At 63.8% G+C, this 14,299-nt stretch carries 13 protein-coding genes and 1 tRNA gene; 9 read left to right on the top strand and 5 right to left on the bottom strand.

The annotated features are described in order from the left end of the window. Nucleotides 1-76 precede the first annotated feature (76 nt). From E8Q41_RS12510 to E8Q41_RS12495, 4 genes are read right to left on the bottom strand one after another with little or no spacing between them, the layout of a single operon-like run. Nucleotides 77-820 carry an N-formylglutamate amidohydrolase gene (locus E8Q41_RS12510; RefSeq protein ID WP_137155889.1) on the bottom strand — a complete coding sequence of 248 codons (744 nt, stop codon included), beginning with the start codon at nucleotides 818-820 and terminating at the stop codon, nucleotides 77-79. Continuing rightward, entirely contained in the window at nucleotides 820-2,142 is a 1,323-nt protein-coding gene (locus E8Q41_RS12505; RefSeq protein WP_137155888.1) for a glutamine synthetase family protein, read from the bottom strand. Before E8Q41_RS12505 ends, E8Q41_RS12510 begins: the two co-directional genes overlap by 1 nt. Then, complete coding sequence (locus E8Q41_RS12500; RefSeq protein WP_137155887.1) at nucleotides 2,139-2,783, bottom strand: isochorismatase family cysteine hydrolase; 645 nt, start codon at nucleotides 2,781-2,783, stop codon at nucleotides 2,139-2,141. Before E8Q41_RS12500 ends, E8Q41_RS12505 begins: the two co-directional genes overlap by 4 nt. 1 nt (nucleotide 2,784) lies before the next feature. After that, nucleotides 2,785-3,693 carry a MurR/RpiR family transcriptional regulator gene (locus E8Q41_RS12495; protein ID WP_137155886.1) on the bottom strand — a complete coding sequence of 303 codons (909 nt, stop codon included), beginning with the start codon at nucleotides 3,691-3,693 and terminating at the stop codon, nucleotides 2,785-2,787. A 134-nt stretch (nucleotides 3,694-3,827) separates the two neighbouring features. On the opposite strand from E8Q41_RS12495, the gene E8Q41_RS12490 reads away from it, so the two are divergent. From E8Q41_RS12490 to E8Q41_RS12450, 9 genes are all read left to right on the top strand, one after another. After that, nucleotides 3,828-4,769, top strand: a complete 942-nt coding sequence (locus E8Q41_RS12490) for a LysR family transcriptional regulator (RefSeq protein WP_137155885.1) — start codon at nucleotides 3,828-3,830, stop codon at nucleotides 4,767-4,769. Between the two features lie 122 nt (nucleotides 4,770-4,891). After that, entirely contained in the window at nucleotides 4,892-5,878 is a 987-nt protein-coding gene (locus E8Q41_RS12485; RefSeq protein WP_137155884.1) for an ABC transporter permease, read from the top strand. Between the two features lie 46 nt (nucleotides 5,879-5,924). Next, the gene (locus E8Q41_RS12480; protein WP_137155883.1) at nucleotides 5,925-6,947 is read left to right on the top strand and encodes a sugar ABC transporter substrate-binding protein; all 1,023 of its coding nucleotides are present in this window, start codon (nucleotides 5,925-5,927) and stop codon (nucleotides 6,945-6,947) included. 132 nt (nucleotides 6,948-7,079) lie between these two features. Further along, nucleotides 7,080-9,203, top strand: a complete 2,124-nt coding sequence (locus E8Q41_RS12475) for an SMP-30/gluconolactonase/LRE family protein (RefSeq protein ID WP_137155882.1) — start codon at nucleotides 7,080-7,082, stop codon at nucleotides 9,201-9,203. Further along, on the top strand, nucleotides 9,200-10,234 hold the full coding sequence (locus tag E8Q41_RS12470) for a hypothetical protein (RefSeq protein WP_137155881.1): 1,035 nt from the start codon (nucleotides 9,200-9,202) through the stop codon (nucleotides 10,232-10,234). Before E8Q41_RS12475 ends, E8Q41_RS12470 begins: the two co-directional genes overlap by 4 nt. Before the next feature lie 14 nt (nucleotides 10,235-10,248). Continuing rightward, nucleotides 10,249-11,745, top strand: coding sequence for a sugar ABC transporter ATP-binding protein (locus E8Q41_RS12465; RefSeq protein ID WP_137155880.1), 1,497 nt, complete (start codon nucleotides 10,249-10,251; stop codon nucleotides 11,743-11,745). A 37-nt stretch (nucleotides 11,746-11,782) separates the two neighbouring features. Then, a complete protein-coding gene (locus E8Q41_RS12460) occupies nucleotides 11,783-12,634 on the top strand; it encodes a branched-chain amino acid aminotransferase (protein ID WP_137155879.1) in 852 nt (283 codons plus the stop codon). Between the two features lie 12 nt (nucleotides 12,635-12,646). After that, nucleotides 12,647-13,054, top strand: a complete 408-nt coding sequence (locus E8Q41_RS12455; RefSeq protein ID WP_137155878.1) for a carboxymuconolactone decarboxylase family protein — start codon at nucleotides 12,647-12,649, stop codon at nucleotides 13,052-13,054. Between the two features lie 20 nt (nucleotides 13,055-13,074). Continuing rightward, complete coding sequence (locus E8Q41_RS12450) at nucleotides 13,075-14,046, top strand: quinone oxidoreductase (protein ID WP_137155877.1); 972 nt, start codon at nucleotides 13,075-13,077, stop codon at nucleotides 14,044-14,046. An 85-nt stretch (nucleotides 14,047-14,131) separates the two neighbouring features. Here the strand turns inward: E8Q41_RS12450 and E8Q41_RS12445 are convergent. Further along, nucleotides 14,132-14,208: transfer RNA gene (locus E8Q41_RS12445), tRNA-Met, on the bottom strand. Between the last annotated feature and the right edge of the window lie 91 nt (nucleotides 14,209-14,299).

The raw sequence follows: 14,299 nt of genomic DNA, 5'->3' as shown, positions 1-14,299 counted from the left end.
CCCGAAAGCGCCTTGCCGGAGCGCCCGATCAATAGATTTGCGCAGCTTATGCTGACTGGATGTTGTCGTGGAAAGGTCAGATCGCGACCGCCCGGGCCAGCCTCGCCGCCCATTCCCGCACGCCCGCCTCATCCGCAATCAGATCCTGACGAATTTCGATCAGCAGCGCCGGCAGGCCGCGGTCTTCGCCGTGGATGGGAATGGTGTAGTCCTCGTCGCGGGCGATCACATAGGGTTCGTTCGCCGCCACGGTCAGCCCGTCGCGGCCGAGTTGCCTCACCAGCGCCTCGCCCCAGTCGCGCGAATGGGAGAACAGCACGCCGGCGTGCCAGGGCCTCGGGACGCCCTTGAAAACCGGGGTGAAGGAGTGGATGGCGAGGATTGTGGTCGAGCGCTCCTGCCGCGCCCGGTCATCGAAATGGGCGGCGAGGGCGGCGTGGAACGGGTGGAACATCAACTCCGTGCGCCTCTTCCGCTCCGCGGCGTCGAGATCGCGATTGCCGGGAATGTCGGTGGTCTCCGAGCGGAGCGGAATGCTGCTGTCCGCGTCGAGCGGCCGGTTGAGGTCGATCAGCAGCCGCGAATAACCGCTGAGAAAGGCCGGGGCGTCGAGAAGAGCGCTCAGCCGCCGCGTCACCTCCGCCGCCCCGATGTCCCAACCGATATGCCGCGCAATTTCGGCCTCGGGCAAACCGAGCCCCCTATATTCGGAGGGGATGTGGCGGGAGGCGTGTTCGCAGGTCAGCACGCAGGGCGAGCGCCCATGCGGATTGAGGATCTCCACCGCCTCCGGCCAGTCCGCAGTCGTGTCCGCCGGCATCAGAACAGGTTCCGGTAACGGGCGCAGATCTCGTCGGCCTCGCTGCTCGCCAGTATCTTCATCTCCTGCCGGCGCACGCCGAGATAGGTCTCGATGAAGACGGGATCGAACCAGCCGCAGACCCTGTCGTCGGTCTCAAACGCGGCGAGCGCCTGTTCCAGCGTTTCCGGCAGCCGCCTGAGCCCGAGCTCGCCCCGTTCGTCTTCGGTCAGCAGCGCCGGATCCCCGGAGAAGATCGGCGGCGACGGCAACCTGCGCCTCAAACCTTCGAGCCCAGCGCGGATGAGACCCGCCAGCGAGAGATAGGGATTGGCGGTCGAATCGGCGGCGCGATATTCGATATTGTGCTGGCGGGCCGGGTCCTTGCCGCCAAGGCCGGCGATCGGGCAGATGCGCAGCGAGGCCTCGCGGTCGCGCTCCCCGAGCCAGGTCCAGGCCGCGCTCCAGTAATGCGGCTGCAGGCGGTAATAGGAGGGAATGGTCGGCGCCGTGATCGCCGTCAGCGCCGGCAGATGCACGAGAATGCCGGCGCAGAAGGCGCCCGCCGCAGCCGAGAGGCAGCCCGGCTGCGCCGGATCATAGCCCGCCGGCTGGTCCTGCCCGTCGCGCAGCGAGAAATGGATATGCACGCCATTGCCCACGCCCTCCAGGCTGGTCTTGGGCGAGAAACTGGCGCGCCAGCCCTTGTTGCGGGCCACTTCGCGGATGATCTCGCGCACCGCCACCGCCCGGTCAGCCGCCGCCAGCGCATCGGCGGGCGCAAGCGTGATTTCGAACTGGTCGTCGCCATATTCGGCGAGAAACATTTCCGGCTCCACGCCCGCCTCTTCCAGCGCCGCCAGCACTTCCGAGGCGAAGGGATCAGCGCGCCTGAGCGCCCCTACCGAAAAAGCATGCGCCTCAGGCAGATCGGCGCCGAAAATCTGGAATTCGAGTTCGAAAGTCGCGAGCAGCCTCAGCCCCGTCTCGGCTTCGAGATCGGCGATCGCCTGTTTGAGGATCGTGCGCGAGCAGCAGCTCCACGGCCGGCCGTCGAGTTCGACGATATCGCCCAATGCCAGCGCAAACGGCGTCGCAGCCCCCGTGCCCGATGTGGTGAACACCGCGCCGAGATCGGGCAGCAGCCGAAGATCGCCCTGGGAGCCCCAGGGATTGGGATCGGCGATGGCGTTGAAGGCGGTCAGCGAGATATTGGCCGGCACCCAGCCCACGCCGGCGGCGGCATAATCTTCCAGCCGGTCGAGCCGCACCGGCCGCCCTCTTGTGACGCCCGAAATATCGGTGGTGGCGATGACGGCGAGAGACGGAAGCTTGGCGTTCATGTCCAGCCCTCCATCGCCTTGATCTTGGCGACCACGGTTTCGGTGTCGGCCAGATGGCAATAGCCGCCGAAAGCGGCGAGCGCATTGGCCTGCCGCTCCGGGGTGATCGTGGCGCAGGCGTCGGTGACGCAGGTCACCAGAAAACCGCGATCGGCGGCGTCGCGCACGGTCATGTCGACGCATTGATCGGTCAGCACGCCGGCGACGATCAGATAGCGGATGCCGAGATTGCGCAGGAGATAATCGATATTGGTGGAGTTGAACACGCCCGACGAGGTCTTGGGGATGAGGATCTCGTCGCCCTCAGGCGCGAGATTGGCTGGCGGCAGGCCTTCCGGCAGGTCCGGCGACACATGGATCGGCGTCAGCTTGTGATCAAGCGAGCGGTCGCGGCCATCGCGGGTCAGCGACTGGATGATCGTGTGCAGGGGTTCGACACCATGAGATCGCGCCGCTTCGAGCAGCCGCTCGCAATTGGGGATCGCCTGCTCACGCACGCTTTTATAGAAGTGATGATCCGGCCCGCGCTCGGGGTGATGCGGATCGAGCCCCGGCTCCAACCAGATGCGCTGCATATCCACCAGAAGCAGCGCGGTCTGGCCTTTCCTGAACGGCTCGTCGCGGCGTATGCTGTCGATCATCTCAAAAATCCTTGCTGGGTTTGGGTCCGGGCCCGCCGCGCAAGGCGGGCTCTGCATCCATGGTCACGGCGTTCTGGGCGCGGATCGCCTCCAGGGCCTCGATACGGGTGCGCGCCTCCGGTCGGGCCGCGCCGAGAAGATGCGCCGTCAGCGCCTCGATCTGAGCGAGCGCCGGCGCCATCGTGTCGAAGGGCGATTGCGCCTCGACGGGACAGGTCAGCGTCACCTCGGCCCGCGTCGCAAGCGGCGACATCCAGGGATCGGTGAACAGGATGAGATGCGCGCCGCGCTCCGCCGCCTGTTCGCCATAGCGCATCGTGTCGTTCTGGTAGCGCCGGTAGTCGAACAGGATCAGCACATCGGCCTTCGACATATCGACAAGCTGATCGACCGCGCGGGAGCCGACTTCGCCGAGATCGACCACGCCGTCGCGAAACTGCGCGAGATAGCCGGAGAGCATGCCGGCCAGATGCCGGGAAAACCGGCCGCCGAGCAGATAGACGCAGCCTTTGGCGGAGATGATCAGCCGCGCGGCCCGCTCGATCAGCGCTTCCTGGCCCGAGGCTGCGAGCTTGTCTACCGACGCCGCCACCGAGGCGAGATACTGCGCCGAGGCCGAAGCCCCTGCCCCGACCGGCTTCTTGGCCTCCATCATCATCAGCGGCGAATGCAGCCGCGCCTCGACCTCGGCCAGAAGCCGGGCCTGAAAATCGCCGAATCCCTGAAAGCCGAGCTTGCCGACGAGGCGGAGCACGGTCGGGTCCGACACGCCGGCGCGGCGGGCGAGCGCCGAGGCCGAGCCGAGACCCGCCGACGGATATTCCGCCAGAAGCGCCTGTGTGATCCGCCCCTCGGCCGGCGTCAGCCCCGGCGCCGCCTTGAGCAGCATGTCTCTAATTGTCTGTTCCATCCCGAACACACGCGTTAACGAATGTAGAGATCACTACATATCCAAAAATTTCCGTCAAGCATGAAGAAATGTTGACATTGCCTCATTTTGCGCCTTAGCTTCTTTTTAGGGCATGACAGCCTGATGGAGCGACCATGGATATCAGGGTCTATTCGAGTTTCGTGACCACCGCCGAGCTGATGAACATGACGGCGGCGGCGCACCGGCTCAACATGACGCAATCGGCGCTGTCTCGGCAGATCACCGGTCTTGAGGCGCATCTCGGCGTCAAGCTGTTTGAAAAATCCGGCCGCAATATCCGGCTGACAGGCGAAGGCGAGTTGCTGATGGCCAAGGCCCAGGCTTTGCTCGCCGCCGAGCGTGAGTTGCGGCTGCAGGCCGACGGTCTCTCTCAGGGCGATACGGGCGTGCTCCGCCTCGGCGCCTGCTCGCAGCTGATCGAGCGCTATTTCCCCGATTTCCTGCGCGGCTGGCGCGACCAGAACCCCGGCGTCGACCTGCGCATCGAGGATGCCGGCGGCGCGGAATTGATCGAAAAGCTCAAGGGCGGACAGGTCCATTGCACCGTCAGCGCCGCGCCCGCCCAGCCGGTCGAGACCTTCGGCCTACGCCGCATCGGCAGCCTCGGCTATCTCGCCGTCGCCGCCCCCGGCTTTTTTGATCGTCCGGGCCAGCCCATCGAAGCGTCGGACCTGTTCGACAAGCCGCTGCTGATGCTCAATCGCAAACACGCTTCCCGCGAAGTGTTCGATGCGGTCATGCGTGTCTATGGCGCGCGTCCAGAGATTATCGTCGAGAGCTATTCGCCGCATACGCTGTTTTCGCTCGCCGAAGGCGGCAATGGCGTCGCCATCGTGCCGTCCTCGGCGCGCATCAGTTCGGCGTCGCTGATGCGTCGGCCGATCATGCTGAAGGGCGAGCCGGTGCGCTTCGACATCTCCGCGATGTGGAACACGCAATTGCCGCCGCCCGCCTTCGCGCAACGCTTCATCGACGCGCTCGCCGCCCATATCGCCCGGGAGGAGGAGAAGGAAGAGCGCCAGCCTTTCCGCCGAGGCGCGCTCTATTCTGTTTGAGAGAATCCATTCCCGTTTCGCATGGATCGGGGGGATCAGAATTCATTGGACGTATCGATTGCCCCGCCCCTAACTTTCGGGCTGTGCAGAGTGAAACCTCACTGAGAGGACCAGGCCGACACATGAACGCCGCCAAGCGATTTGACTGGACCATGCTCAATCAGGAACGGATCGTTCTCCTGATCGCCATTCTGATTTTCGCGACGGCGTCCGCCATGCTGCCGGGCTTTTTCACGCCCGACAACATTGTCACCATCATCCGGTCGGTCTCGGTGCTCGGCATCCTCTCGCTCGGCATGGCCGTGGTCATCATCGGCCGCGGCATCGATCTTTCCGCCGTCGCCATCATGGCCATGTCGGTGGCGGCCTATCTGCAAATGCTGAGCGATGGCATGAGCGACGGCGCAGCCCTCGCCATCACGCTAGCCGGCGTTATCGGGCTCGGCCTGATCAACGGCTTTCTCGTCGCCTATGCCGACGTGCCGCCGCTGTTCGTCACGCTTGCCTCGGCCTCCTTCGTTTTCGGCTATGTCAGGTCGCAGGTCATTTCAGCCGATGCGATCAGCGCGCCGGTCGATCATTGGATCATCGGGCTCGGCTCGTTCCAGATCTTCGGCGCGCCGGTGGAAGTGTTCATCTTCGGCGCGCTCGCGCTCATCACCTTCCTCTTCCTGCGCTTCACCAAATGGGGCCGCTACGTCTATTACGCCGGCGACAATCCGGTGGCGGCGCGCAATGCCGGCATGCCGGTCCGCCCCATGCTGATGCTGCGCTATGTCATTTCGGCGGTGTTTTCCTTCATGGCCGGCATTCTGACCGCCGCCAGCCTGCATTCGATGAATACCCGCGTCGTCAATTCGACGCTGCTTTACGACATTGTTCTGGTGGCGGTGATCGGCGGCATCGGCCTGTCGGGTGGCAAGGGCGGCGTGCGCAACGTGCTGATCGGCGCGGCGCTGACCGGCGTGCTGCTCAACGCCATGACCATCATCGACATTCCGCTGATCTATCAGAACCTGATCAAATCTTCGATCCTGCTTGCCGCCATCGTCATGGACGGCCTGCTCAATCCGCGTGACGAACAGACAGCGCAGCAAGGGGATATCTGACTTTCGTGTGTGGGGAACAACACTGTCGTCAAAAGAGGGACAAGACATGAGGAAATTTCTATCGATACTTCTCGCCGGCGCCGCGATCGCGTTCGCCATTTCGACCGCTCCGGTCAAGGCTGCGGATGATCCGTCGCCCGCCATCTATGCCGAAGCGATGAAGGGCAAGCGGGTCATGCTCGTGCCCATGGCCATGGGCTTCGATCTCGCCCAGGGCTGGGCCGCCATACTCAAGCGCGAAGTCGACGCCTTCGGCGGCGTGTTCGAAACCCGCGATCCCAACTGGAGCGTCGAAGCCGGCGCCCAGGCGATCACCGAGGCGATTTCGTCGGAAACCAAGCCCGACGTGCTGATCGTCATGTCGCCCGACCTCAACTCCTATTCCAAGCTGATGAAGAAGGCGCAGGCAGCGGGCATCTATGTGATCCTCGTCGACAACCCCGCCAACTTCAAGGCCGACGCCTATGTCGGCGGCGACTGGACCCAGCTCGGCCGCCTCGAAGCCGAAGCGGTGATCAAGGGCTGCGGCCCGAATTCGTCGAAGAAGATCGGCCTCGTTCAGGGCGATCAGGTCAACGCCACCAGCCTCTACCAGTATGCCGGCATCATGGAAGTGCTGGAAAAGAATCCGGACTTCAAGGTCGTCGCCAAGCCTGACTCCAACTGGGACGCCACCACTTCGCGCAATGTGACCGCCACCATGCTGCAGCAGAATCCCGATATCTGCGGCATCATCGACTTCTGGGACGGTGACGCCACCGGCGCAGCCGCTGCCATCCGCGAAGCCAAGCTGCAGGACAAGGTCTTCCTGGTGACGACGGGCGGCGGTGAAAAGACCGCCGATTGCGACAAGATCGCCGATGGCACCTATGGCGCCGTGGTCATGACCGAGCTCGCCCAGGAAACCCACAATATGGTGGCGATCATCAAATATCTGCTGCAGAGCGGCCAGGCGCCGGGCACGGCTTCGCCCTTCATCTACACGCTGATGAAGGCGACGACGAAGGAAAACCTGCGCCCGGACAGCTGCTGGGATCTCAAGGCGCTTCAGGCCGAAGCCGGGCAGTAACAGGCAGCGAGGCGGACGTCCCGCTCTCGCAATAATCTCAGGGCGCGCTTTGCGGCGCGCCCATCGAACGATGCGGACGCGCTTCGTCTTTGCGCCGCCCCGCCCGTTTTCACCAAAGTTCCGGGTTGATTGATGACTTTTCGCGAACGCCTGCAGTCCTGGCGCTACAATCTCATTCCCGATCATCTGATCGGCGAGATCCTGTCCAAGCGCTGGACCGACAACGCCATTCCCTTCATCGCGCTGATCGCCGTCGTCGCCGGCTTCGGCTCGGCCATTCCCGGCTTCTTCAAGCCGCTGTCGCTGCAGGAATCCACCCGGCAGCTCGGCGAATTCTCGATCGTCGTCACCGGCCTTACCGTTGTCCTGCTCGGCGGCGGCATCGATCTCTCCGTGGGCTCGATCTTCGCGCTCGCCACCTTCGCCGCGGTCGGAACCTTCTTCATCTTCGAGGCGCCGGTCTGGATGGCGCTGGCCGCGGCCATCGCCACTGGCCTCGTCTGCGGCGCGATCAACGGTTATCTCATCGGCTTTCTTCGCCTCCGCGCCTTTCTCACCACGCTTGTCACCTTCATCATCGGCCGCACCATCTTCGACATTCTCGTCGTCAATTACGGCGCGGCGATCCAGACCTCGATGGCCTCCTCCGACGCCTGGGATTTCATCGGCGACGGCACATTCGCCGGCCTGTCGATCCCGGTGATCACCGCCATCGTGCTTGCCGTCATCACCCATATCGCGCTGACCCGGTCGCGACCCGGCTGGCATGTGCTGGCCGTCGGCGGCTCCAGACGCTCGGCCCATAATGCCGGCATCAAGGTCAAGCGCACCGTCTTCATGACCTATGTCTTTTCCGGCTTCTGCGCCTCGATCGCCGGCTTTCTCATCGCCTGCCGTCTGTCCGGCGCCGGCCCCGGCACCGGGCTCAACATGGAAATCCTGGCGCTGACGGCGGCCGTGGTCGGCGGCAATTCGCTGGGCGGCGGTCGCGGCTCGGTCGCCAAGGGGCTGATGGGCGCGATCATCGTACTCGTCATGAACAACGGCCTGATCCGCTTGGGCTACGGCACCGGCACGAACCAGATGGTCATCGGCCTCATGCTGGCCGTCGCCGTCACCATCGACATCCGTTGGCTCAAGAACCGGCACAAGGTGCTGAACGAAGTCTACGTCGCCCCCATCTATCTGAAAATGGGCGAGGCGCAGTCGGCGGAACCCGATTCCGGCACGCCCTATGCTCTGAATAACGCCATTTCCCGCACCGACTATATCGGGCTGGGCGAACTCGAAGGCCCCGAAGACGTCATTCTCGACCGCGACGACCATCTCTATTGCGGCACCCGCCATGGCGAAATCGTCCGCTTCTTCGCCCCCGATTACACCCGCTCCGAAGTCTTCGCCCATGTCGGCGGCTTCCCGCTCGGCCTCGCTTTCGACCGGGAGGGCAATCTGCTCAGCTGCGTCGGCGCCATGGGGCTCTATTCCATCTCGCCGGATCGCGAAGTCACGCGGCTGTCGGCCGAGACGCGCCGCTCCTGGACCTCGGTCCAGGACGACGCCCGCCTGCGTGATCCCAACGATCTCGACATCGCCCCCGACGGCCGCATCTATTTTACCGATTCCACCAAGCGTTTCGACGCGCATGACTGGGCGCTCGATTCCATCGAGAACCGCGCTACCGGTCGCCTGCTGGTCTACGACCCCAAGACCGGCGAAACCAAGACGCTGCTCGACGGCTATCACTATATGAACGGCGTCTGCATGGCCCATGACGGCAAGAGCCTGTTCTTCGCCGAAAGCTGGGCCTGCCGCGTGCATCGCTATTGGCTGGAAGGCCCCAAAGCCGGCACGGCGGAATGCGTCATCAAGGACATGCCGGGCTACCCCGACAATATCAACCGCGCCTCCGATGGCTCCTATTGGATGGCCTGGCTCGGCATGCGCACGCCGACCTTCGACCTATCGCTGCGCAATCCCGGCTTCCGCAAGCGCATGACGCGCCGCCTGCCGCAGGATGACTGGCTGTTTCCCAATATCAACACCGGCGGCGTGGTGAAATTCGATGATGCCGGCAAGATCATCGGCGCGCTCGGCGACCTGACCGGCGACTCCCACCCGATGGTCACCTCCATGCGCGAGCACAAAGGCTGGCTCTATATCGGCGGCATTCTCAACAACCGTATCGGCCGCTACAAGCTCGACGGCGCCGATGAAGCCTGGACCGGTCCGACATCCTATTGGGGAGAACGGGCATGACCATCTTCGATCCCCTCCTTGATCTCTTCCGCGGCAAGGCCGTGACCGTGCCGCCGCTCGACGGCGCCTTCCGCCCCAATCGCCGGCTTGATGAGGCCGACAGCGTCGCGACCATCGCCGCGCCCGTCGATCTCGCCATCCATGACGGCCAGCTGCTGGCCGCCGCCGGCAATGCCCTTCACGCCGTCTCCCCCAATGGGGAAACCCGGGTCTTCGCCGCCTATCAGGGCCCGATCAGCGCGCTCGCTGTCTCGTCCTCGGGCTCGATCGCCGTCGCGCTCGAAACCGGCGCGATACTCCTCGACGGCAACGAGATCGCCGCCGCCAAAGACATCCGCTGCGTCGCCGCGCTGAGCTTCACCGCCAGCGGCGAATTGCTGGTCGCCAACGGCTCCGCCCGCCATCGCCCTTCGGACTGGCGCCGCGACCTGATGGAAAAGGGCGCAACGGGCTCCGTCTGGCGCGTCAAGCCCAATGGCGAGAGCACGAAGCTTATCGATGGCCTCGGCTGGCCCTCGGGCGTTCTGGAAGACGGCGCCGATATTGTCGTCTCCGAAGCCTGGACCCGCCGCGTGATCCGTATCAGCGCCAGCGGCGCGACCAAGGCGCTGATGTCGAACATCCCCGGCTATCCCGGCCGTCTCTCCCGCATCGAGGGCGGCGCGCTTCTGTCGATCTTCGCGCCGGTCAACCGCCTCATCGAATTCGTGCTGCAGGAAGACCAGTATCGCCAGGCGATGATGGAGGAGATCGCGCCGGAATTCTGGATCGCGCCGTCGCTCGCCTCCGGCCGTTCCTTCCTCGAGCCGCTGCAATGCGGGGGCATCAAGACCATGGGCATCCACAAACCCTGGTCGCCAAGCCGCTCCTACGGTCTCGTCGCCCGGCTGGACCAGCACTTCCAGCCCATCGCCAGCTATCACAGCCGCGCCGACGGCAAGCGCCACGGCATCGTCGCCGCTTTGTCGCTGAATGGCAGGATCCATGCGGCCTCGGCCGGCGGGGATGAAATCCTCGCTCTGGCATTGTGAGCGGAGAAACAATTTTGGATACGATCATCCGGCTCGAAAACATTTCCAAACTCTATCGCGGCGTGCCGGCGGTGAAGAATGTCACCTTCGAGCTCAAGCGCGGCGAGATCCATGCTTTGCTCGGCGAAAACGGCGCCGGTAAGTCGACGCTGACCAAGATGATCGCCGGCGTCGTCGAGCCCTCATCCGGCAAACTGTTCCACAAGGGCGTAGAGACCATCTACACCACGCCCAATGACGCGCTCGAAGCCGGCATCGCCATGGTGTTTCAGGAGACTTCGCTGGTGGGCTCGATGACAGTGGCGCAGAACCTCTATCTCGGCTCGGAGAAATTCCTGAACCGCCTGCGCGGCATCTATATCTCCGCCCAGCAATTCCTGCAGTCGCTGAATTTCTCCGTCGATCCCACGGCCATGGTCGAGACGCTCGGCGCCGCCAAGAAGCAGATGGTCGAGATCGCCCGCGCCGTCCATCACAATGCCGAAGTCATCATCTTCGACGAGCCGACCGCGACGCTGACGCCGGAAGAAAAGCGCCATTTCTTCGCGCTCATCCGGCGGCTCAAGGCGCGCGGCGTCTCGATCGTCTTCATCAGCCATGCGCTGGAAGAGGCGCTGATGCTGTCGGACCGCATCACCATCCTGCGCGACGGCGAACTCGTGGCCTCGGGCGAAACCAGGTACTTCGACCGCGACAAGATCATCGCCGCCATGGTCGGCCGCACGCTGTCGGCCGAACTCTATCGCCAGCGCGACGAGAGCAAGATCCGCAAGGCCGGCAAGAAGGTCCTGTCTGTCCAGGACATCTCCATGGGCGCCGCGGTGCGCAACAATTCCTTCTCGATCTTTGAGGGCCAGATCACCGGCGTCTTCGGCCTGATCGGCTCGGGCCGCACCGAAACCTTCAAGATCGTCTCCGGCATCTACAAGCGCGACTTTCTGCGCGGCGGCTCGATCGAACTCAACGACAGGCCAGTCCGCTATGTCGTGCCGCGCCAGGCGGTGAAGGACGGCATCGTCTATGTCACCGAGGACCGCAAATCCGAAGGCTTCTTCGAGACCATGTCGATCGCCGAAAACATGTTCGGCGGCCTGCTCGCAGCCGACCGCGAGAAGAGCAAGATCATCAGCTATGCCGAGATGCAGGCGCTGTCCAAGGACTGGTCGCAGACGCTGAATGTCCGCGCCATCAACGACAATGCCCGCGTCGTCGAACTCTCCGGCGGCAATCAGCAGAAGGTGGTGATCGGCAAGGGGCTGGTGCAGAAGCCGGAGATCGTCATTTTCGACGAACCGACCCGCGGCGTCGATGTCGGCGCCATCGCCGAGATCCACCAGATCATCAATCGCTTGGCGGATGAAGGACTGGCCGTCGTGGTGATTTCCTCCTACCTTCCGGAAATCCTGAACCTGTCGGACCGTATCCTGGTCTGCCGCCAGGGCCGCATCGTCGAGGAATTCTCACCGACCGAAGCGACCGAAGAAAAGATCATGTATGCGGCGGTCCATTGAGGCCATCCGCGCAAGAAGACCAAACGAGGAAACAGCCATGAGCACGAAAACCACCTGGACCTATTACAAGGGCGCCTGGCATGAAGGCGATGTCCGCATTCTCGGCGCCGCCTCGCACGCCACCTGGCTCGGCTCGCTGGTGTTTGACGGCGCCCGCCTGTTCGAAGGCGTGTCCCCCGATCTCGATCGCCACTGCGCTCGCGTCAACGCCTCCGCAAGCGCGCTTGGCCTCAACCCCACGCTCACCGGTTCGGATATCGAGACACTGACCCGCGAGGGCCTGAAAAAATTCGCCCCCGGCACGGATGTCTATATCCGGCCGATGTATTGGGCCGAAGAAAGCGGCGCCGGCACCGTGCCGCCGCTGGCCGACTCCACCGATTTCGCGCTCTGCCTCGAGGAAATCCCGATGGTCGAGCCCAAGGGCTTCACCATCACCACCACCAGCTTCCGCCGCCCGACGCTGGAGGTCATGCCCGTCAACGCCAAGGCCGCCTGCCTCTATCCCAACAATGCCCGCATGATGCGCGAAGCCAAAGCCAAGGGCTTTCACAATGCGCTGGTCACCGACGTGATCGGCAATGTCGCCGAACTCGCCACCGCCAATGTGTTCATGGCCCGCGGCGGTGAGGTGTTCACCCCGGTTCCCAACGGCACATTCCTCGATGGCATCACCCGCCAGCGCGTCATCAAGCTCCTGCGCGAGGCCGGCGTGACCGTGCATGAGACGACGCTGACGGTGCAGGATTTCCGCGAGGCCGACGAGATCTTCTCGAGCGGCAACATGTCCAAGGTCGTGCCGATCGTCGCCTTCGACGACAAGAAACTGGAGTTCGGCCCGCTCGCCCGCAAGGCGCGCGCGCTCTATTGGGACTGGGCGCACGCCTGAGGAGGATCTCACATGGCCACTGTCAAACTTCTGACCGACGCCGACGCCGAGGCGATCCCTGCTGTGAAAGCGGTGTTCGACGACATCCGCACGACCCGCAAGAACGACTTCATCAACAATTTCTGGCGGGCGCTCGCCAATGATCCCGCCAATCTCAAACGGGTCTGGGAAAGCTTGAAATCGGTGATGGCTGTCGAAGGCGCGCTCGATCCCCTGACCCGCGAAATGATCTATATCGCCGTCTCCACCGCCAATAGCTGCCAATATTGCATCCAGTCGCACACGGCGGCCGCCCGCGCCCGCGGCATGACCGACGCCCAGCATGGAGAACTGCTAGCGGTGATCGGGCTGGCGGCGCAGACCAACCATCTGGCGATCGCCATGCAGGTGCCCGCCGATCCCGAATTCGACGTGAAATAAGAAAAATCGGGGAAAATGCGATGAAAGCGATGCTGGCGAGCGCGCCGGGGGGACCCGACGCGATGGTGTGGAGCGATGTCGAGCTCAGTGCGCCCGGCCCGGGCGAAGTCCGGATCCGCCACCGCGCGATCGGCGTCAATTTCCTTGACGTCTATTACCGCAGCGGCCTCTATCCCTGGCCCGCAAAGACGCTGATCCCCGGCGCGGAAGCGGCCGGCGTGGTCGAGGCGGTCGGCGACGGCGTGCATGACGTTGCCCCCGGCGACCGCGTCGCCTATGTCTCCCGCTTCGGCGCCTATTGCGAGGAGCGATTGATCGCCGCAGATCAACTGGTGAAAATTCCCGATGGCCTCAGCGACGAAACCGTCGCCGGCTCGCTCCTCAAGGGGCTGACGGCGCAATATCTCGTCACCTCGTCCTATGCGGTGAGGCCAGGGGATCACATCCTCGTCCATGCTGCGGCTGGCGGGGTTGGGCTGATCCTCGGACAATGGCTGAAGGCCCTCGGGGCGCATGCGATCGGCACGGCGGGCAGCCCGGAAAAGGCGGCGCTCGCCAAAACCCATGGCTACGAACATGTCATCAAATACCGCCAGGACGATTTCGTCGCTGCAGTCAGGGACATCACTGAGGGCAAGGGCTGCGCGGCCGTCTATGACAGCGTCGGCGCCGACACCTGGCGCGGTTCGCTGCAATGCCTGAAGAAGCGCGGCATGTTCGTGAGCTTCGGCCAATCGTCAGGCCTGATCGACGGCTTCAAACTCTCCGATCTCGCCGCCCACGGCTCAGTTTCGGCCAACCGGCCGGTGCTATTCGACTATATCGAAGAGCGCGCCGAACTCCTCGAGCGCTGCGCCGACCTGTTTTCCCGCATCAGGACGGGCGCGGTGCGGATCAACGCCCCCGACCTCCGTCCTCTCCGTCAGGCGACTGAAGCCCATGCCTTGCTCGAAGGCCGCAAGACCACGGGATCGATGGTGTTGATCGTCTGAGGGATTGTTCGGGACTGGATTGCTCAAACGCAAACAGCCCCGCTGCATTTCTGCACGGGGCTTTTTGGGATGTCTGAGATTTTTTTGGTTGCGGGGGCAGGATTTGAACCTGCGGCCTTCAGGTTATGAGCCTGACGAGCTACCGGGCTGCTCCACCCCGCGGAGGCAATCTGTGAAGAGGATTGAGATGTTTGCATTTTGCAGACCTGGCGGCGACCTACTCTCCCGTGTCTTAAGACAAAGTACCATTGGC

The organism is Rhizobium sp. FKL33 (assembly GCF_005222915.1).
GTDB lineage: Bacteria > Pseudomonadota > Alphaproteobacteria > Rhizobiales > Rhizobiaceae > Rhizobium_E.
The sequence above is the reverse complement of the archived record's forward strand: the minus strand, read 5'-3'. Positions and strand labels throughout refer to the sequence as shown.